This is a genomic window from Victivallis sp. Marseille-Q1083, from assembly GCF_903645315.1.
Taxonomy (GTDB): Bacteria; Verrucomicrobiota; Lentisphaeria; order Victivallales; family Victivallaceae; genus UMGS1518.
The window spans coordinates 1,195,178-1,215,279 of sequence record NZ_CAHJXL010000001.1 but is presented as its reverse complement, the minus strand read 5'-3'; the positions used below and the strand labels follow the sequence as shown (position 1 = coordinate 1,215,279).

Annotated in this window: 15 protein-coding genes; 12 read left to right on the top strand and 3 right to left on the bottom strand. The window is 56.2% G+C overall.

Features of this window, described 5'->3' with window-relative positions:
* The first annotated feature begins 115 nt into the window (after positions 1-115).
* The 12 genes from nfo to HWX74_RS04695 all read left to right on the top strand — a co-directional run bounded on the left by nfo (position 116) and on the right by HWX74_RS04695 (position 15,034).
* Positions 116-967 (top strand): deoxyribonuclease IV, encoded by an 852-nt coding sequence (gene nfo / locus HWX74_RS04750; RefSeq protein ID WP_176012458.1) that lies wholly within the window; start codon positions 116-118, stop codon positions 965-967.
* Between the two features lie 508 nt (positions 968-1,475).
* A complete protein-coding gene (locus HWX74_RS04745; RefSeq protein WP_176012457.1) occupies positions 1,476-4,055 on the top strand; it encodes a hypothetical protein in 2,580 nt (859 codons plus the stop codon).
* Positions 4,056-4,076: 21 nt separating this feature from the next.
* The gene (locus HWX74_RS04740) at positions 4,077-4,961 is read left to right on the top strand and encodes an endo alpha-1,4 polygalactosaminidase (RefSeq protein WP_176012456.1); all 885 of its coding nucleotides are present in this window, start codon (positions 4,077-4,079) and stop codon (positions 4,959-4,961) included.
* Between the two features lie 59 nt (positions 4,962-5,020).
* Positions 5,021-5,698 (top strand): type II secretion system protein, encoded by a 678-nt coding sequence (locus HWX74_RS04735; protein ID WP_176012455.1) that lies wholly within the window; start codon positions 5,021-5,023, stop codon positions 5,696-5,698.
* Positions 5,677-6,000, top strand: a complete 324-nt coding sequence (locus HWX74_RS04730; protein ID WP_176012454.1) for a hypothetical protein — start codon at positions 5,677-5,679, stop codon at positions 5,998-6,000. The genes HWX74_RS04735 and HWX74_RS04730 overlap by 22 nt, the downstream gene beginning before the upstream one ends.
* Before the next feature lie 247 nt (positions 6,001-6,247).
* Entirely contained in the window at positions 6,248-6,952 is a 705-nt protein-coding gene (locus tag HWX74_RS04725) for a type II secretion system protein (protein ID WP_176012453.1), read from the top strand.
* Between the two features lie 358 nt (positions 6,953-7,310).
* On the top strand, positions 7,311-9,725 hold the full coding sequence (locus HWX74_RS04720; RefSeq protein WP_176012452.1) for a hypothetical protein: 2,415 nt from the start codon (positions 7,311-7,313) through the stop codon (positions 9,723-9,725).
* Positions 9,726-9,923: 198 nt separating this feature from the next.
* Positions 9,924-11,027, top strand: a complete 1,104-nt coding sequence (locus tag HWX74_RS04715) for a substrate-binding domain-containing protein (RefSeq protein ID WP_176012451.1) — start codon at positions 9,924-9,926, stop codon at positions 11,025-11,027.
* Between the two features lie 129 nt (positions 11,028-11,156).
* Positions 11,157-11,345 (top strand): hypothetical protein, encoded by a 189-nt coding sequence (locus HWX74_RS04710; protein WP_176012450.1) that lies wholly within the window; start codon positions 11,157-11,159, stop codon positions 11,343-11,345.
* Positions 11,346-11,483: 138 nt separating this feature from the next.
* A complete protein-coding gene (locus tag HWX74_RS04705; protein ID WP_176012449.1) occupies positions 11,484-12,755 on the top strand; it encodes an adenylosuccinate synthase in 1,272 nt (423 codons plus the stop codon).
* A gap of 87 nt (positions 12,756-12,842) precedes the next feature.
* Complete coding sequence (locus HWX74_RS04700; RefSeq protein ID WP_176012448.1) at positions 12,843-14,024, top strand: FtsW/RodA/SpoVE family cell cycle protein; 1,182 nt, start codon at positions 12,843-12,845, stop codon at positions 14,022-14,024.
* Positions 14,025-14,161: 137 nt separating this feature from the next.
* Positions 14,162-15,034, top strand: coding sequence for a glycerophosphodiester phosphodiesterase family protein (locus HWX74_RS04695; RefSeq protein ID WP_176012447.1), 873 nt, complete (start codon positions 14,162-14,164; stop codon positions 15,032-15,034).
* Between the two features lie 477 nt (positions 15,035-15,511).
* On the opposite strand, the gene HWX74_RS04690 is transcribed toward HWX74_RS04695, so the two are convergent.
* From HWX74_RS04690 to HWX74_RS04680, 3 genes are all read right to left on the bottom strand, one after another.
* Positions 15,512-16,372: a metallophosphoesterase gene (locus tag HWX74_RS04690; RefSeq protein ID WP_176012446.1), complete on the bottom strand. Its 861-nt coding sequence runs from the start codon at positions 16,370-16,372 to the stop codon at positions 15,512-15,514.
* Positions 16,353-16,652, bottom strand: coding sequence for a 50S ribosome-binding protein YggL (locus HWX74_RS04685; RefSeq protein WP_176012445.1), 300 nt, complete (start codon positions 16,650-16,652; stop codon positions 16,353-16,355). The genes HWX74_RS04690 and HWX74_RS04685 overlap by 20 nt, the downstream gene beginning before the upstream one ends.
* 122 nt (positions 16,653-16,774) lie before the next feature.
* The gene (locus tag HWX74_RS04680; RefSeq protein WP_176012444.1) at positions 16,775-20,092 is read right to left on the bottom strand and encodes an AMP-binding protein; all 3,318 of its coding nucleotides are present in this window, start codon (positions 20,090-20,092) and stop codon (positions 16,775-16,777) included.
* Positions 20,093-20,102: the final 10 nt, after the last annotated feature.

The following is a 20,102-nucleotide window of genomic DNA, read 5'->3' as shown; positions in this document are numbered from 1 at the left end:
TAAACGAATTCGGTGATTTGTCTTTCGTTTTGGCCGCGGGTCTTTGCCATTCGGGCGATTTGATGATACATTGATTACGGCTAAAAGAACATTGAACCGATTGTGGAGGTGAAAGATGAAATATGTCGGAGCGCATGTCAGCATCGCCGGCGGCGTCGAGAATGCGCCGTTGAACGCGGCGGCCATCGGCGCCAGAGGCTTTGCAATGTTCACCAAGAACCAGCGGCAGTGGCAGTCGCCGCCGTTGAAGGAAGAATCAATCGCCGCTTTCCGGGAGAATTGCCGCCTGCATCATTTTTCGCCGCAGAGCATTCTGCCGCACGATGGCTATTTGATCAACCTCGGCCAGCCGGATGACGGAAAATTGGAGCAATCCCGCCGGGCATTTGTCGATGAGATGCAGCGTTGCCGGCAGTTGGGTTTGCTGTATCTGAATTTCCATCCGGGGAGCTACCTGCATGAAATCCCGCTGGAGGATTGTCTGAAACGGATCGCCGAATCGGTGCGGATTGCCGTGGCGGAAGTCGACGGCGTCAAGGCGGTGATTGAAAACACCGCCGGGCAGGGAACCAATGTCGGTTTCGCTTTCGAACAGCTGGCCCGCCTGATCGAATTGATCGACCGGCCCGGACGGGTCGGCGTCTGTCTGGACACCTGCCATGCTTTCGCCGCCGGTTACGATCTGTCCACCGAAGACGGATATGAAAAAGTCATGGCTGAATTCGACCGGCTGATCGGCTTTGAGTTGTTGTGCGGTATGCACCTCAACGATGCCAAGGGCAAGCTCGGCAGTCACCTGGACCGGCATGACAGCCTCGGGCATGGCGTGCTGGGCAAGCGGGCTTTCGAGTTGATCATGCAGGACCCGCGTATTGATGAAATTCCGCTGGTGCTGGAGACGATCAACCCGGATTTATGGCCGGAGGAGATCAAGTTCCTGATTGCGGCGGAAAACCTCAAAAAATAAAAAAGCGTCCGCTACGGTCCCACCGGAGTGAAACCATCTTCAAGAAACGCCGGCATTCCGGTATTTATCGTCAGCCGCCCGGCGATTCCCGATCATTGACCGGCGACATAACGTGATTTCGGCATCGATATTATCGGCCGGAATGGCGAAACGGTCGCCGGTACTCTCACCATTTAAGTTTTGCCGTATGTATTTGGGAAAGCCGGCGATTGCCCGGCTCCCGGGTAACGGGTCGAAAAGGCCGCGCACGATGTAAATTCGTTTTTTCTTGTTCCGGAAATCCTCTTGCCAGCGAAAGCTGAGCAGGCTGCCGGCGGTCCGGCCGGCCGGCGTTGTAAAACCGTTTTGGGGGGATCCCGAAATGGCGGAAGATGGGGGAAAATAATTTTCAATTTTCTTAGCGGGGGGGATTGACTTTTTCTCAATATTTTGCTATAATCTTTTATGAAGATAACTAAATTATCACTATCAATAATATCTTTGAAACGTGACAAGGAGAAAAAGCCAGATGATTGGAGCAGTTAAGAGATTGATGACGATAACCTTGTTGATTTCAGGCCTTCGGGTGGCTCAGGCGATGGTGCCGATTTGCGACCGGCAGGATATTCCGCTGGCCGAACCGCTGCGGCTGACGGTGCCGCCGGAAGCGATTACCGAGCAGGCCCTGGCCGACGGCAAGGTGGCGTTGCACTTCGTCGTCGAGAATCCGCAGTGCGGCTGGACAATGTTTCCGGAAGCCGGTCTGGCGCTGAGCGACGGAGTGAAAACCTATCCGGCGTTGCCGCGGGAGATGCCGAATGCTTACAATTACGGGCGCATCGCTTCCGGCGAAGAATTCGTGTTGGAATTTCCGCTGCCGGAGTCGTATGACCGGTCGCGGCCGCTGGAATTGCTCATCCAGAACGGGATTGTTTCCTGGGAAGCGCCGCAGGGGCGGTTCGATCTGTCGATCTGGCAGGGGACGCGGATTCTGTTGACGGCCCGGGTGGACCGCATGAACCGGACCTATCGGTTGACGGCGGCGGTTCCGGAAGCGGAAGTGGCGGAATATATTTGGGAAATACCCGGCCTGGCGCCGGTGACCACGGCAACCCCGAGCTTCAAACAGCGGCTGGACCGGACTGAACCGTTCGAAGTGAAAATGACGGCGGTCATGAAGGATGGCAGCCGGAACAGCGTGACCACGCAGGTCGTGCCGCAGGAAACGACGGTGGCGCCGCCGTTGGAGGACGGTCAGGTGTTGGTCGGCTTGTGTTTCTACGATGCGACGCCGGATGCGGACAAGACCCAGGAACAGTGGGACGCGACCGACAAGAGCTATAACTGGGAGGCCCCCCGTCTGGAGGAGAAGCATTACAGTCAGTTTTATATTCGGGAATTTGTCAAGGACGGTCTCGGCAATCTGGCGGTATTCTGGCCGAAGGTGCCGAATCTGCCGTTCGAGGAGGAACTCGAATTGGTCCGGGAATTGGCCGACCAGGGCATTTATACGATGACGATCTATCAATACCGGGAGCCTGAGGCCGTCCGGCAACTGATCGAAGCCGGCCGGAACAAATACTTTCTCACCAACAATATCGGTGAATATGCCGGCTACCTTTATCAGGAAATTTCTTCGGCGAACGCCTGCGGGATTCCGCAGGAGGGCGACCTCAAAGAGTGCCGCGATTATTTCACCGACCGGTTCATCGGCGAGGGGACCCAACGCTATTACCGGAGCTATCCGTATATTTTCTCGACTTCCGGTTCGACGCTGGCCAATTATGAACTGGAAGGCGGCATCGATTTCATCTCCGGCGAACTGTATGCAGTCGGCGCTCAAAACCTGGCCTATTCGACCGGTGAAATGCGCGGCGCGGCCCGCAAATGGCAGCCGGAATTCTGGGCCGGCTGGCTGGCCGAAGAGTGGCAGACCTTTCCGGTGCCGTACCAGTCGGATCAGAAATACCGGCTGCTGCAGGCCGGATTATATCAACAGTATCTGATGGGAACCTCGATCATCGTGCTGGAATCCGGCAGCCAGACGACGCAGGCCGGCTTCTATACCGCCGAATCCGGGAAACGGAATTATGCCTACGACGAGGAACCGCCGCGCCGTTACCGGGAGACGATGAAGGAATTTTACGATTTCGTCAAGCGGGAAGGCCGCCGGGCGTCCGGCACGCCGCGGACCGACATCGCCGTCGCGCTCGGCAATTGCGACAGTTATGTCGGAATTTATGTCGACTGGTTTGTGGCCTGGGCGCAGTATCTGACCGCGGAGAAGGACCCGAATTGGAAATACGGCGATCCGGAACGGACCAACCTGGCCGCGCAGCAGGTACTCTTCCCGCTGGCTGAAAACGCGTTGGCGCCTTATCCGAATTACTGGCTGGCCGGCAGTCCGTACGGCCAGGCCGACGTCGTCGGCATTGAGGATTTGACCCGGCTGTCCGATCTGGAGCGTTACCGGTTCATTGCCTATTCCGGCTGGAACAGCATGACGCCGGCGATCTTCCAGGTGCTGAACGATTATGTCGACAACGGCGGTACGCTGTTTCTGTCACTGCCGCACCTGTCCACCCGGTTCGACCGGGAATATACGAACTACGCCGTCAAAGACCTGATCTACGGCGGCGACCTGAATCCGCTGTTGTCGGCCAGGGTCACCGGTCGGCAACCGGTGTCCGGCCGGGTTGCCGGCGGACCGGCCGACGGCTTGACGCTGAAAGACGAACCGATTGCCGCAGTGGAACTCGGCGACGCCGTCGAGGTGGTTGGCATGGTGGACGGCAAGCCGTTTCTGGTCAAGCAGAAACACGGCAAGGGGGAAGTGTGGCTGCTGCTGAGTTGGGGATATCCGGGCAAAGAGTCGCTGGCCGACGGTTATCGGGCCGTCCTCGGCGATCTGGCCGGCCGATGCAAGGGGGAAGTCTATCTCTCGGCGGAAGGCGACACGCTCGATTACTTGAGCTACGCGGTGTATGACGACCGGGTTTATCTGCTCAATCTGGATTGTGTCGGACCGCGCAGTTTCGTCCTGCATTTGCATGGCGAAGAACAGCCGCTGACCCTGGAGCCGGCGGAATTCAAAGCAGTTCATTTTTAAGCGATGAAAGCGGGAGAACGAATGATGAAGTGTCTGCGTGATTGGATGGTGCTGGTTCTCTGCGGATTGGCCGCGCTGTGCGGCACGGCGGCGGAACCGGAACGGGAAGTGCGGAACTACGTGCTCTATTACGGGCCGGTCGACGGAGAGGAGGCATTCCGGCAGTTGGGCGAATACGACATGATCATCATCGATCCGCAGGCGCTCGGCGCCAAGGCGAAAGAACAGATTGCCGGCTGGAAGCGGCTCGGCCGGACCGTCATCGGTTACCTGAGCTGTATGGAGGTGGCTTCCTGGCACCGCTACCGCGACCGGGCGGATCTGACCAAAATTCTCAAACTGGACGGCAAGCCGTTCCAGCCCTTCGGCGACAACCTGGCGATGGATCTGGCCGATCCGGCCTGGCAGGACCTGGTGGTTGAGCTGATGCAAAGCGAAGTGATTGATTACGGCTGCGACGGTGTCTTTATGGATACGCTGGCCGATGTCGAACATCCGGATTTGCCGGAATCGCTCCGGCAGGAGCAGTTGCGCGGCATGGATGAGCTGCTCGCCAAAATCCGCAAGGCTTATCCGGAGTTGATTATGATCTCCAATTGGACGGTGGAAAAGACACTGCCGGTGGCGGCGAAATATGTCGATATGGTTTGCTGGGAGAACTGCAATCCGGCTTTTTTTGCCGCCGACCATCCGGCTGTCACCTTTATGCGCCAGGTTCGCGACGATTTTAAGCGGGAACAGGCCAGGCGGCCGTTCCGGGTGCTGGCGCTGTGGGCGGTTCCGGCCGACACCGAGAAGCCGGAGGCGCAGCGCCGGGCGATGACCGAAAAAGCCCGGGAGCTGGGATATCTCAATTATTCCTGCTATCGCGATTATCATCACGGCTTTCTGCCGTTGGAACAATAAAATAAATTTGGCTGTCGGGAAACACTCCAAACTTTTGTAAGAAAAAGGAAGAAAAGAAAATGAAAAGATGCCGTTTTACACTGATCGAGTTGTTGGTTGTGATTGCGATCATCGCCATCCTTGCTTCAATGCTGCTGCCGGCGCTGGCCAAGGCCAAAGCCAAAGCACAAGACGCCGGTTGCCGTAACAATTTGAAGCAAATCGGTTTGGCCATGGTACTGTATGCCGGTGATTATGACGATTCTCTGCCGCACGGTTACAACACGAAAGAATCCTGGTATGCCGATTGGAGTTATCGATTTTTTCCCTACCTCGGTTCCCAGGACAATGTGGATGCAATCATTGCCATTGAAGCCGGGAATGGTCTGAAAATTCTGCAATGCCCGGCCGACGGCGCGGCTCGGGTGGATACCCGGCCGCTCCGTTCGTACGCCTGCAGTTTATATTGTTTCCCGTGGGATGAGATCTGGGGATTTGGGCCGCGTAAACTTTCCGGTTTCAAAGCCCCGTCACAGACGATCGGCATTCGCGACAGTTGGAATAACTGGAACCGGCAGGGGACGGCCGACGGTTTCTATTTGAATTATACGAAATGGAACATTGAGGATAACGAGAACAATCTGAACGACAGTTACGGTCATGGCTCCTCCGGCAATAATCTTTATATGGATTCCCATGTCGCATCGCACCGGGTAACGGTGACTTCGGATGAATATTGGATGGACGATTGGTATTGAGCCGGAGACCATACTTATTTCTGGCGCTGGAAATGATCAGCCCTGATTTTTGGCCGGAAGGAATTAAGTTTATGATCGCCGCGGAAGCTTTCCGGCCAATGCGGGCTTTTTGCCGGCGTTTCAGTTTGGCGGAATTGCCGAAAAGCGGGTGGCTGCCGGGTGTTTCGGTGCCCGGCTCCCCAAAATTCCATCGCGCCGCTTTCATGCGGCGGCGCCCCGAGCCGGCAGTCGCCAATCGCCTTCCAGCCCCCTTTGCTTCCGGGATTAATTTCTTTCCAGCATGGAAAGTGGAATACGCCTGAATATATTTCCGGGCGGCTTGAAGTTGCGATGCGCCGGCGGGGAGATATGCCTGCACGTTTTTTTATGACTTTCTTATCATCAGAAATTATGATAAAACGGGAAAATAATTTTTTAATTTTCTTTGATGGGGGGATTGACTTTTTTACAGATTTTTGCTATAATCTTTTATGAAGATATCAAGTTTATCACTATCAATAATATCTTTGGATATGGCACCCCCCAAATTCTTGTAAGAAAGGAAAAAAAATGAGCAAGAAAAATTTCACGCTGATTGAATTGTTGGTCGTGATTGCGATCATCGCCATTCTGGCCAGTATGTTGCTGCCGGCGCTCAGCAAGGCAAAAGCTGCGGCCCTGAACATCAAATGCGTTTCCAATGTGAAACAACTGTGCCTGGGCTTCCAGATGTACTCGGTTGACGAGGACGACTATATGGTGCCGCGTTTTCTCGATTACTGGAATACCGGGAACTATCCGGGACTGACTTGGGACTATCTGATTGCGCCCTATCTCGGCCCCGGCTCGGACACGTATCTGGCAAATTGCAAAGACAAGAAAGGGCTGGCGATTTTCCAGTGCCCGGCTGATTCGATTGCCCGCAGTGATGAGTGGGAAGATCCGGGCAGCTATCAGCTGCCGCCCCGCAGTTATGCTACGACCGCATATACCGGGAGCGGTACCGATTTGAAGAAGATGTCGAGAGCGAAAGGACAATTTGTCATTCTGAAAGATCTGTGGGAAGCTCACAATCAGCAATGCAGTGCGAACAGTTCCTGGGTGGATTATAATGGCTGGCAGATTTCGCTGGGTTCTGATGAGAAGAATACTGCCACCTGCGTTACTTATGGACATCCGAGCCTGCGTGATAATTTCGGTTGGAGCGATGGTCACGTTGAAGCTCGCCGCCCGACTCAGACCACCGAAACGGAATGGCAACTGAATGCCAACTGACAGTTATTGGTTAGGTTTGTTTTAATTATTCCCGGAATATAGGCGATTATTATTCAAATTTATTCCAACCCGGAAAAGTTCCCGCAGGCGCCAAATGCTTTCTGGGGCTTTTCCGGTATCGGCTTCGGAAAAGGGGCCTGGGCGGCTGAAATATTTGACCATGTTCACCAGTGCTTTTTTATCCGTGACAGTGAAAATTTATTTGATGGAAAGAGATCCGATGGGAACCAGAATATTCTTTAGCAGATGGCGGCAGAGCGTCCTTTTGTGGTTTGGTCTGTTCGTTTGCACAGTTACGGCCCGGGCCGAGGTTATACTCTATTCGACTGATGAACTGGTTTTAAACCGGAAAATTGAAGTGCGGTTGCCGGATCATGCCGTTCGCGACCAGGATTATGAAAAAGGCTTCCTTTCAGTGTATTTTCTGGTCAATCAGGCCTGGACGGTCAATGGCCGGGACGAAAATGCCATCCGGCTGGCAGATTCACAGGCGGAATACCTTACGGTTACCGCGCCGAAATGGGACGATTACGGCTGCCTGAGCGGAAATCGTGTATTCCAACTGGACTTTCCGCTTCCGGCCCAACGCAATCCGGCCGATCCGCTGAGGCTGGTTATTCCCGGCGGCATCCGCAATTGGAGCCAAAACGCTCCGACGGCGGTGGAAATTTGGACCGGCCCGCGGCTGGACGGTCATTCCTTTGTCGACAAGATGAACCGCAACTGCATCATCGCGCTGAACGACCTCGGCGATGAAGTTGAGACTTATCATTATGAATTTCCCGGCCGGACGCTGGTTTCCGAGTCCCCGACTGCCCGCCGCCGTTTGAACGGCAGCCGACCATTCTCCGTTACCTGCCGGGCGAAACTGACCGATGGCGGCTGGTTGGAAAAGACGGTTGCGGTCACCCCGCATGAAAAGACCACGGCGGTTCCGCTGCCGGATGACGAAATTCTGGTTGGGCTTTGCGTTTACCGTTACAGCGAAGACAAACGCGAAAATGCCAATCCGCCATCCTTTGTCACATATAAGCACCAGCCGGAAAAGGAAATAGAACTCCTCATCGAAGAGGCCGGCACCAATCTCATCGTGCCCTGGTTCAATCCTCCGGTCGCAAGCGTCGCCGCTGCGGCGGAGAAGGGCATCCACATGATGACGATTTATCAGACCTGCGCTCCGGAAAAAAATCTGGAATACACTGAGGCCGGCAAAAATTATTTCTGGCTCAACAACAACATCGGGGAATATGCCAGCTACCTTTATCAGGATGAGCATTGCCTGCCGCAGGGGGTCAACCAGAGCGGCGACCTGGCGGTATGCTGTGATTTTTTCATCAATGATTATATCCGGCGCGGCGTGGAACGTTACCATGACGTTTATCCGTATATTTTTTCCACTTCCGGCTCCACTCTGGCCAATTACGAACTGGCCGGCGGCGTCGACTTCATGCTGTGCGAATTATATGCGCTCGGCGCCCAGAATCTGGCCTGGTCGTCGGCCGAAATGCGCGGTGCGGCGCGCAAATGGCAGCCGGAGTTCTGGGGCGGCTGGCTTGCCGCCGAATGGCAGAGCTGCAATGTCCCTTATCTGGCGCCGCAGAAGTACCACATGCTGAGAGTCGGGCTTTACCTGCAGTATCTCATGGGCAGCCGGATCATCATTCTGGAATCCGGTTCACAGTCCACGCAGGCCGGGGAATACACACAACCGTTGGACCCGAAGGCGGCATATCCGCATCGTGACTACAACAGCGATGATGAGCCGGTTAAAAATTATAAAAAAGAAATGACCGATTTCTACGATTTCGTCAAAAGCAATCCGCGCTCCGGCGGCACGCCGGAAACCCGAATGGCTTCCGTGCTCGGCAATTGCGGCTCTTTCGTCGGTCTTTATATCGATTGGTTTGCCGCGTTCAGCCAGCACGCACAGGCGAAACAGAATCCCAACTGGCTTTACGGCGACCCCGAACGTACCGATGTCGCCGTACAGCAGACGATTTTCCCGGTGCCGTCGGATGCGCTCGGCGAATATCGCAACAGTTGGATCGGCGGTTCGCCATATGGGCAGTGCGATGTTGTCAATATTGATGACGAAACCCGGCCTGGCGACATTGATCGTTATTCGTTTCTCTTTTATGGCGGCTGGAATTCAATGACGCCGAAAATCATGAAAATACTCCGAAGCTATGTGGAAAATGGCGGAACTTTGTTTATCAGCATGCCGCATTTCTCCACCCGTCTGGATCGGGAATACAAAAACTATACGGTGGAAGATCTGGTCGGCGGCGGTGATCTTGCGGCGTTGTGCGACCTCAAGGTGGTCGGTCGGGAGATCGGCAGCGGTTTGCTCAAAAGCGATGAGATGGCAATTGACGCAACGTTGGCGCAGGAGCCGATTGCCGAAGTTGTCGCCGGCGAAGGCGTTGAAACAGTCATTGCCGCCGGGGAGCGTCCTTTCTTGGTACGGGAAAAGATTGGCGATGGAGAAATCTATGTGCTGTTGACCTGGGAATATGCCGGAAAAGAATCTCTTGCTTCCAGTTATAAACAAATTCTTGTCGCGCTGGCCGATCGGCAGGCCGGAGATATTCGGGTACGCGAAGCCGAACGAGGTGACAATGCGCCGCAATATATTGCCTATGCGGTGTGGCCGGAAGCGATTTATCTGTTGAACACTGATTGCATGAGAGAGCGTACGTTCATCTTCGACGATCGGGGACGCACTGAAACCATAATTTTGCAGCCGATGGAGTTTCGTGCCATCCAGCGTTAAAAGTTTCAAAATAGGCAAAATTTGCCGAGAGAGTTTCCGCCTGAAATAGGGTAGACGAGTCAATGGCGGACGAATTGTTTCATACTGTTGAATCGTAAATTGAAAGCTATCAAAACTGGTATTGAGCCGAAAATCATGCTATCTTATCGAGAAAATCTGGCGAATTTAACCCTGGAACGCTCGAAAGGAAGCGGATTTATGGAATTGCGTGACAAATCTTTGCGCTACATGCAAGTATATCTTGACTTGAAGGAAAAGATTGCCCAGGACATTTATCCGCTTCATTCCAAAATTCCGGTCGAACAGGAACTGATCGTCCAATACGGCGTTTCGATCACGACACTGCGCAAAGCCATCGAAATGCTGAGCCGCGACGGCCTGTTGAAGAAGCGCGCCGGGCTGGGAACTTTCGTCGTCGGCAGCGTGCCGCTGGAGCATCCGCAGCACAAACCGGAAAACACCGATCTCAAGGTGGCGGTGGTCATGCCGGATGTCGCCAAAATGACGCTGGAGGGCGATGCCCGCCACTGGCAGCTCAATTTGCGGCGCATCAACGGGATTTATCAGGCCTCCCATATGTTCGGCGGCAACGTGATGGTCTACGACCTGTCGGAGGATTTCGATTTGTCCGGGTTCGACGGCGCGATCATTTTCCGCTACTACGAATTGGAAGTCCAGGAGACGTTCGACGCGCTTGTCGCCCCGTTGGCCGGCAACGCCAGGCCGTATGTGGTCATTTCCGAATACGATCTGCGTTTTGCCGACAAATACTGGGTGGTGGAGAATCTCGAACTTGAATTTCTGATGGGATACCGTTATCTGCAGCACAACGGTGTGAAGAAGTTGCTGATCATCGGCTTGAATCTGAATTGGGAGAATCCGCGGCTGCGGGCCTTGCAGGTTTTCCGGGATTGCTTCGACGTGGAGCTGCTGGAAAATCCGCAGTCCGACCGTGAAAGCGCTTACTGCCGGATGAACGGGTATCTCGACCGGCGCGGCGGCAAACTGGATTGCGACACGATTTTCTGTCTGACCGACTTGCAGGCGCTCGGCGTCATGCAGGCGTTGGAGGAGCGCAACATCCGGATTCCGGAAGACGTCAACTTGTTCGGTTGCGACAACATCGCCGATGCGGCGAGCGCGCCGGTGCCGCTGACCACCTTCCAATTTTCCGGCCGGGAAGTCGGCATGGAAGCGTACAAGTTGCTGCTCGGCGCCATTTCCGGCGACGAGGAGGACGGGTTGATGGTGGTACGGCGCGGCAAGATCATCGTCCGCGACAGCGTCATGAAGAAATCATAAGACGCCGCCGACAATTTTTACATCGATCGCCCGCAATGCGGGCGTCTGCGATTTTTCCCGCGCGCGAAACTGCCGCCGGGAATATGATTCTTTCAAGAAAGGTATCAACCGTGAAATGAATTCTCTCTCTTGCCGTCTTGTTTCTGGCGGGAATTTTCGCCGTGGCGGCTTCAGCAGTTCCGCGTTGTTCCGGCCGAGACGGTGCGCTGGACGTTCGGCTCCCGGTCCGGTTCGGCTGCCGCCGATGCCGACGGCCTGATCACCATTCCGCATCTCACCGTCACCGGCGTGCCCGCAATCCTCCGGCTGGAAAAATGATCCGGCCGCCGCTGGTGGGGGAGATCAGAGATTTATTCTTCCGGCAGTTTGCTTTTTGTGGTTTGAAATGCTATCTTAACACTTTGTTTCAGATGTTCGTTTTTGGAATAAAACCAGTTGAGATTAAGGAAATTAGCAATGCCTGTAGATATTCTGGTGGGCACCCAGTGGGGAGATGAGGGAAAAGGAAAACTGATCGATGTGCTGACGCGGGACGTCGATATGGTCGTGCGTTTTCAAGGTGGCAACAATGCCGGGCATACGGTCGAGATCGGTACGGAGAAATATGTGCTGCATCTGGTGCCGTCCGGAATCTTCCGTCCCGGCGTTTCCTGCATTATCGGCAACGGCCTGGTCGTCGATCCGGTCGGTTTGATGCAGGAAATGCAGGCGCTGGCGGCGCGCGGGCTGGATATTTCGACCATCGAGTTGAGCAACAAGGCGCATTTGATTTTCGCTTACCACCAGGCGGCCGACGCGTTGGAGGAAGCGGCTTTGGGCGAAAACCATAAGATCGGCACGACAAAACGCGGCATCGGGCCGGCTTACGCCGACAAGGCGGGACGGACCGGCATCCGGGGCGCCCAGTTGCAGAATCTGGCCAATCTGGAAACGCTGTTCCGCGGCCAGGCCGAGAAATACAATCGGTTGTTCCGGGAAGCCGGAGCGACGACGCTGGATATTGACGCCGAATGGGCGAAGGTCAGGGAGGCGGCGATCTATCTGGCGCCGTTTGTCAGGGATACGGTCGTCAGCGTCAACCGGTCGATCAAGGCCGGGAAGAAAATTCTCTGCGAAGGCGCCCAGGGGGCGCTGCTGGATATCGACCACGGCACCTATCCGTTCGTCACCAGCAGCAATACGACCACCGGCGGAGCCTGTACCGGGGCCGGGATCGCGCCGAAGCACGTCGGCACCGTCTGGGGGGTTATGAAAGCCTACACCACCCGGGTCGGGGAAGGGCCGTTTCCGACCGAATTGCTGGACGCGACCGGCGACGAGCTGCGCAATGCCGGCGGTGAATTCGGGGCGACGACCGGCCGGCCGCGGCGTTGCGGCTGGTTCGATGCGGTGGCGTCGAGTTACTCCTGCATGATCAACGGGGTTGATAAGCTGGCGATCACCAAACTGGATGTCCTCGACGGTCTGGAGGAGTTGAAAATCTGTACCTCCTACGAGATCGATGGGACGGTCACTGCCGATATGCCGGTGGCGGCCGATATGCTGGCCCGGGTGAAACCGCGTTATGAATCGATGCCGGGCTGGAAGGAGAGCACCACCGAGGCGCGCAGTTGGGACGATTTGCCGGAAAATGCCCGGAAGTATTTGGACCGGATGGCCGAACTGGTCGAGGCGGAAGTGGCGATCATCTCGGTCGGTCCGAAACGGGAACAGACGTTCTGGCGTTGAGCCGGCGAACCGGTGGGGTGGTCAGAATGAGCAGGGCCCGGAGCGCAAAATTGTCTGCGCCGGGCCTTTTTTGATTTATGGGTTGGCATGAAAATTCGCACGATACAAGCCGAGGCGCCTCAGGAGGGCGCACTGTGGCCGGCGGTCCGGGGATATCTGGCCGGCTATGATTGGCTGCAGATTGCGGCCATGCTGTTCCTGCTCGGCGTGGGATTGACGTTCATCTGGTCGACCGACCAGCAATCCGGCAACTCTTTTTTTCAGCGCCAGATCCGCTGGATCGTCATGGGGACCAGTCTCTGGGTAATGGCTGCCGGGATCAATTACCGGCAGTGGCTGCCGATTTCCTGGCTGGGCTATCTGCTGGCGCTGGGGGCGCTGATGGTGGTGCTGCTGTTTGGCGTCGAGGTCAACGGCGCGGTCAACTGGTTTGAAATCAAGCCGCTCGGTTTGCGGCTGCAGCCGTCGGAATTTGCCAAGCCGGTGGTGATTGTCGCACTGGCGGCATTGCTGAGCAATCATCTTTTTCATATCAATAAATTCACGCATTTTCTGTTGTTCGGGGTGGTTTTCGCCGTGCCTTTTCTATTGATCGCCAAGGAGGATATCGGAACTGCGGCGGTATTGGTGCCGGTGGCTGCCGGCATGGTGTTTGTTTCCGAATTGCGTTGGCGCACCATCATCGCGATCGTCGTCACGCTGGTGGTGCTGGTCGGCGGCGTGGTTGCCAATGAGATGTTGAGCATCAAGCCGATTCTGCCGGAGTTGAAGAAATATCAGCGCGAGCGGATTCTGATTTTTCTCGACCCGGAGCGGGACCCCACCAATTACGGCTATAACCAGCATCAATCCCGGCTGGCGGTCGGTTCCGGCGGGCTGTGGGGCAAAGGCGTCGGGCGGGGGACGCAGAATGTGCTCGGCTTCCTGCCGCGTACGGTATCCAACAACGATTTTATTTTTTCGGTGGTGGCCGAAGAGATCGGCTTTGCCGGTGTCATGGCGCTGATTGCGGCCCAGTTATTGTTGATTTACAGCATCCTGCGGACTGCTTATCTGACGCCGGATCCTTTTGGCCGCTATATTGGGGTTGGGGTTGCGATGGTTTTCATCACGCACGGCTTCATCAATATGGGGATGAGCATCGGTCTGACGCCGGTGACCGGCATTCCGCTGCCGTTCATCAGCTATGGCGGTTCCTTTACGATGGCCGGGATGGCTTCGCTCGGGTTGGTGCAGTCGATTTACCGCAACGGACTCCGGGAGGAGTAAATATTGGCGGATTTCGGCGTTCCGTGACTTGAAAATTGACGCCGTCGGTATCATAATAGATTATTTCTGTTGGACAGCGTGAAAAGGTTTTCAGCGCTGTCCGGAAGTGTTGAAACGTTTAAACAAGGGAAAATCTCATGAAGAAAGCAACACTGTTCTCCTTCGTCGGTGCGGCCATGTTGTTGGCGGCGGCCGGCTGTGCGTCCGGCAACTGCAAATGCGGTTATGTGCCGCGCAGCGAACGCCCGGTCAAATTTGTCGCTCACCGCGGTGAATCGATCACGGCACCGGAGAACACGGTGGAAGCTTATGAACTGGCCTGGCGCAACAATGCGGCCTGGGGGGTGGAAACCGACGTTTATTTGACCAAAGACGGCGTGATGGTTTGCGATCATGACGGCGATACCAAGCGTACGACCGGCGTGCCGGGCAAAATCAGTGATTGGACGTTTGCCGAGCTGCGCGAACTGGATGCCGGGAGTTGGAAAGGTCCGGAGTGGTATCAGTGCCGCATTCCGAGTTTGCGGGAAGTATTGGCGACCCTGCCGCCGGACGGTCATATTTTTGTCGAGATCAAGAGTGTCGGCGATGGTTTCGCCGAGGCGTTTACCCGGGCATTCGAGGGCTCCGGCACCCGTTTGGATCAGATTACTTTCATCTCTTTCAGCGGCGACGAGCTGAAACGCGTCCGTCAGGTGTTGCCGGACAACCGCACGTTGTTCTTGCTGGGCATCTATGACAAGGATGGCAAGCCGGAGCCGTCGGCTGAAAAATTGATTTCGATGTTGAAGGAGCTCGATGTTACGGGAGCCGACTGCTATGCGGAAAATCTCTGTGTCGATGCCGACTATATTGCCAAAGTAAAAGATGCCGGTTTCGAAATGCACTTCTGGACGATCAACGATACCAAGACCGCCAAAATTCTGGTGGAGCGCGGTGCCGATTCGATTACGACTGACTGTTCGAAGCGGATGGCGGCGGAATGGGACCGCGTAAGTATCGAAGACTGATTGTAGAAATAAAAAAATAATCGTACTAAGTGCGATTATTTTTTTATTTGGAGCAACGACATTCCCGCCCACACGCTTCGCGATTTCAGCCAGCCGCTGAAATCTTGAATACCGCCGTTGACGGTCGTCGTTCGCCCGGTGGGCTTGAGGTAAGCGCCGGAGATACCGGCGCTTCTTGGAATTAGCTTCGCACATTGGATCTGTGCGCCCAGCGGAATCCGCCCGCTGGACCGCGTCCGGGTGCGACCCGTTGCGTTAGCTTTTTTTATTAGGTTCAACGACATTCCCGCCCACACGCTTCGCGATTTCAGCCAGCCGCTGAAATCTTGAGTACCGCCGTTGACGGTCGTCGTTCGCCCGGTGGGCTTGAGGTAAGCGCCGGAGATACCGGCGCTTCTCGGAATTAGCTTCGCACATTGGATCTGTGCGCCCAGCGGAATCCGCCCGCTGGACCGCGTCCGGGTGCGACCCGTTGCGTTAGCTTTTTTTATTTTTTAAAGTCAATTCCAGAATTTCCGGCGGGCAATTGATTCGCAACGGCAAACGACTGGTTCCGATTCCGGCGCTTACCACCAGTGTTTTTTCCCGATCCCGGAAAATCCCGTAATCGTAACGTTCCGGAATTTGAGAAGGAATGACAAAACGTTTCAACCACGGCAAGCGCACCTGCCCGGCATGGGTATGGCCGGCCAGAGTCAATGCAATCCACGGCGGCAGGCTTTTGAACAAGTCCGGCGCATGGGTCAAAACGATGGTCGGCACCGCCGGATTCAAGCGGTGAAGCATATGACCCGGCACTGTCGCTTCGGTCCACAATTCGGCGGCTCCGGCAATCTGCAATTTATGGTCTCCAATCGATAAGGTCCGGCTGGAATCGCTCAATACGTCGATGCCGTTCGCGCTCAATGCCTGCATCAGCCGGAGTTTGCCACAATGAATATCATGGTTGCCCAGCACGGCCAAGATTCCGTAGCGGGCTTTGAATTTGCCCAGCCAGGCGGCAATTTCCTCCGGGGAAATTGCTTCGTCGCCATGACGGTCGACGTAGTCGCCCAGCAGAAAGATCAGGTCCGGTTGCCGCCGGTTGACCGCTTCGATCAATGACGCCAGAAAACCTTCGCCGACATGCCAATCCCGGGCATGCAGGTCACTGAGCGCCACGACGCGCAAACCATCCAGCTTGCCATTGCCGAAATGATTCAATTCCAACGTCGTCTGCCGGATCAGAATTTCATTGAAGGAAGCGAACAGCCAGCGTTCCAGTTGCCGGCGGCAGCGCTGTTGCCAATTGCCGGCCGGCGCCCGCAGCTTTTCGGTCTTATCCCAGTTCACTGGCATTGAAACTGACAATTTCTTGGAGCGAGCCGAGCGATTCCAGGAAACGCAGCCGCCGTTCTTCATTGTCATGGCCGACCGGCCCGGTGGAGATCGTCATATAAAGATGTTCATCACACCAGCCGCCGTAACATCTCAGCTCCTGCGCCTGCAGCAGTTCGATGAAACGATCGTACAACTGATCCATTTCCGCGTCATCCAGCTCCTTCAGCGTCGCTTCCAGGGTAAAAGCCGGCACAAAAAATTCCCCGACTTGCAATTTTTTCCGCAAACGTTTTTTCATCGTTTCTTTCCTTCAATTTTATCATCGGAATCAATTAATATAGTCTCATCGGCCGCTTTTGCCAAATTGCCCGGCCGCCGGCGAAGCCGCTTTCTCCGGACCTGCCCGGGGCGGCGATATTTTTACTGCACCGGCACTTGGGCGGCCAGCACCTTGATCTGCTGCAGATCGAGTTTGCCGTTGCCGAGCAATGGAATATGATCGATCGGAATGAAATCGTCCTTTTTCGGAATCCACAAATTGGGCACCCCGTGTTCACGCAGCAGGGCGGTGATGTGATCGACGTCGAGCGACGGCAGCGAATGAAACAGCAACAGCCGTTCGCCGCGTCTGGAATCCGGAATGCCGCAGACCGCGATGCAGCGTTCCTCCGTTTCCAGCAATTCGTTGATCTGGATTTCCAGCAGCTCGTGCGGCACCATTTCGCCGGAAATTTTGCTGAACCGGGAGAGCCGGCCGGTGATCGTCAGGTAGCCGTCGAAGTCCATCCGGGCGATATCGCCGGTGTTGTACCAGCCGTTGTGAATGACCTGCGCGGTCGCTTCCGGATCGTTCAGATAACCGATCATCACGTTGCCGCCCTTGACCAGCAGCAGCCCGGAATGATTTTCCGGCACCGGTTCCCCGCTGTCCGGATCGACGATTTTTACCGCAATGCCGGGCAGCGGCACCCCGATGCTGCCGTATTTGCCGGCGCATTTGCCCAGCGTGAAAATCGAACTGGCCAGGTTGATCGAGACAATCGGCGACAATTCCGTGCAGCCGTACCCTTCGACGATGCTCAGACCGGTGGCGGCTTTGAATTTGTCGGCGATATCAAGCCGGAGTTTTTCACCGCCGGTGATGACCAGCCGCAGCGAACGGAACTGCTCCCGCGAACAGCGCCGCATGTAAGTCTGCAGAAAAGTCGGAGTTGCCATCATCAGAGTAATTTTTTCTTCCTCCAGCAATTTGCCGACCGTGACGCCGTCGAGCGGATTGGGCAGGTACACCACTTGACAGCCGGACATCGCCGACACCCAGAAGCAAACCGTCAGCCCGAACGAGTGAAACAACGGCAGATTGCCGATCAGTTTGTCGCTGTTCCGCCAGCCGATCACCCGCCAGAAGGAGAAAAAGTCGCAGTTGATGTTGTGATGCGACAGCATGACGCCTTTGGGGACGCCGGTCGAACCGCTGGAAAAAAGCAGTACCGCCGGTTTGAACAGCCGCGCCGCCGATTTCGGCGCGAATTTTTTCATCAGACATTGGGTCGGCAGCAGAGCCGCCGCCAGGATGACCGCGCATTTGGCCCGGCGGCCGATGCCGGAAGCGATTTCCTCCAGGCAGACCATTTCCGGTTCCGGTTTCAGGGCCAGTTTCGCCAGGAACTTTCGGCTGGTCAGCACCAGTCGGATGTTGCCGCGCGCCAGCGCTTCCCGGCGGGCCGCCGCACCGGCCGTGAAATTCAGTACCGCCGGGGTTTTGTCGGCATACATGACCGCCAGCAGCGTCGTCGCCGCCGCCGTGCAGTTCGGCAGCATGACGCCGACATAGTCGCTGTCTCCGGCCAGGCGGCGAATTTCCCGGCTCAACAGCAGGGCCCGCACCAGCAACGAAAAATTGCCGATTGCCGGCGCTCCGTAATCCTTGAAGGAAGCATGCCAGGGGCGCCGTTTGGCCTGCCGGGCGAAATGGGTATGGATCGGCATTTCATTTTGGCGCGGCAATGTCTCGGTATCCGCGCCAAGCTCCGAAATGCGTTGCCGGATCTCGTACGCCGACAAGTTCGGGTCGAGCGGTTCGCCGACCGTGATCGAAGCGGGAATCGGCAGCTCGTGCGGGCGGATGAAACGCAGCTTGCCGTTGAAAAAAGCGAACATGCTGCCCCATTGCATTCCCAACCGCAGCGGAATGACCGGAATGCGCTCGTCCGGCAGCATTTCCCGGGTGCCTTTCCGGAAATTCTGCATGATGCCGTTCCGGGTGATGCCGCCTTCCGGAAACAGGCAGACCAGTTCGCCGGCGGTCAGCAACTGCTGCACCCTTTGAAACAGGCGGCACATCTTTTTCGGATGACGGGCGGACGGCACCTCCAGCGCGCCGCAGCGCACCAGAAACCAGTGCAGCCCCGGCAAATTGTAGAAGGAGTGGTGGACGAGGAAATAAACCCGTCGCGGCGTACAGCACATCACCAGCAGTGCATCGACGACGGAGACGTGGTTGGCGATCAACAGAGCAGGGCCGTGTTCCGGCAGCCGGTCGATCCCCAGCAGCCTGATCCGGTAAAGAGTATTGCTCAATAGCAGGATGACCGAACGCAGAAAAATATCCGGCCGGTGCCACAACAGCGTCAGCAGAAAAATGGCCCAGACGGCAAATCCCGCCGGCAGCAGCTCCGGCGCCAATTCCAGCCGTCTGCCCCACAAGCCGCCGAGGCAGCCGAGCGTCGTGCAGCCGATCAACCGGGCGCTGCGGGTCACCCGCTGCGGCCACGGCACCCGCTTCAGGCCGTCCGGCGCCAATGCCAGCAGTCCCAGCGCGTAAAAAATGCCGAGCAGCATGCTCAACCCGCCGAGCCAGGCGGCGCCGGCAAAGGTTTCCGGCCAGATCAGCATCAGCAGCAGTATGCCGACCGTTCCGAGCACCGCCAGCGGCCAGCGGCCGACATTCAGCACCGGGCCGGCGCTGATTTTTATCCACAGCGCCCCGGCCCAGGTGCCCAGCAGGAAGAAGATCGCTCCCGGCTGCAGCCATTGCCAGTCGTGCCAGAACAACAGCGCGAAAAACGGCGTGCCGGCCGCCAGCAGGATCAGCACCAGCTGTTCCAATATCCAGGGCCGGGCGGCATCTCTTTCCATTTCCGTCGCCTGGGTCCGGGAGGACAGCAGACGGCTCATCAGCCATTCCGCCGCCAGCAGCAGCAATTGGGCCCCGATGATGCCGTAGCGTATTTTGCCGCCGGTGAAACCATTCTGGCCGAGATAAAGGGCGGCCAGGCTGAACAGTGTGAAAATCATACAGCCGCCGAGCAGCAGCCAGGTCAATTGGCGGAAGATATACCGGTAACGGTAGCCGAGCGGCCAGCCGCGGTAAAAGCCGCTCAAAAGGGCGGCCAGGCTCAACGCGTAAAACACTTCCGCGCCGATCCAGCCGAACATACGCCATTCCTCGGCGGCCAGCAGGCCGCACCAGGTCAGGCCGATGCCGAACAACTCAAAACCCAGGCCGATGTACAGATAAACATGCCGGTTTTCCCGTTCCAGTTGCCGTACCGGCAGTTGGATGCCCAGCCACAGCGCCAGCACGAAAAATAATACGCCTACGCTGACGCCCGCCGGCGTCATGGCCGGATGCCAGGCGTAGAGAAAATTGGTGATTGCCAGGTTGCCGAGCATGGTCAGCAGAATAAATTGCCAGCCGACCACATCAATCCGTTTTAAATTAAAAGAATCCGCCATAAGATTTTGT

What these genes read in the sequence shown, in the direction of transcription:
- HWX74_RS04690 (WP_176012446.1), bottom strand. Translation starts at nt 16,372, where the DNA reads ATGCCAGTGAACTGGGATAAGACCGAAAAGCTGCGGGCGCCGGCCGGC.
- HWX74_RS04680 (WP_176012444.1), bottom strand. Translation starts at nt 20,092, where the DNA reads ATGGCGGATTCTTTTAATTTAAAACGGATTGATGTGGTCGGCTGGCAA.
- nfo (WP_176012458.1), top strand. Translation starts at nt 116, where the DNA reads ATGAAATATGTCGGAGCGCATGTCAGCATCGCCGGCGGCGTCGAGAAT.
- HWX74_RS04705 (WP_176012449.1), top strand. Translation starts at nt 11,484, where the DNA reads ATGCCTGTAGATATTCTGGTGGGCACCCAGTGGGGAGATGAGGGAAAA.
- HWX74_RS04695 (WP_176012447.1), top strand. Translation starts at nt 14,162, where the DNA reads ATGAAGAAAGCAACACTGTTCTCCTTCGTCGGTGCGGCCATGTTGTTG.
- HWX74_RS04745 (WP_176012457.1), top strand. Translation starts at nt 1,476, where the DNA reads ATGATTGGAGCAGTTAAGAGATTGATGACGATAACCTTGTTGATTTCA.
- HWX74_RS04740 (WP_176012456.1), top strand. Translation starts at nt 4,077, where the DNA reads ATGATGAAGTGTCTGCGTGATTGGATGGTGCTGGTTCTCTGCGGATTG.
- HWX74_RS04725 (WP_176012453.1), top strand. Translation starts at nt 6,248, where the DNA reads ATGAGCAAGAAAAATTTCACGCTGATTGAATTGTTGGTCGTGATTGCG.
- HWX74_RS04685 (WP_176012445.1), bottom strand. Translation starts at nt 16,652, where the DNA reads ATGAAAAAACGTTTGCGGAAAAAATTGCAAGTCGGGGAATTTTTTGTG.
- HWX74_RS04735 (WP_176012455.1), top strand. Translation starts at nt 5,021, where the DNA reads ATGAAAAGATGCCGTTTTACACTGATCGAGTTGTTGGTTGTGATTGCG.
- HWX74_RS04700 (WP_176012448.1), top strand. Translation starts at nt 12,843, where the DNA reads ATGAAAATTCGCACGATACAAGCCGAGGCGCCTCAGGAGGGCGCACTG.
- HWX74_RS04715 (WP_176012451.1), top strand. Translation starts at nt 9,924, where the DNA reads ATGGAATTGCGTGACAAATCTTTGCGCTACATGCAAGTATATCTTGAC.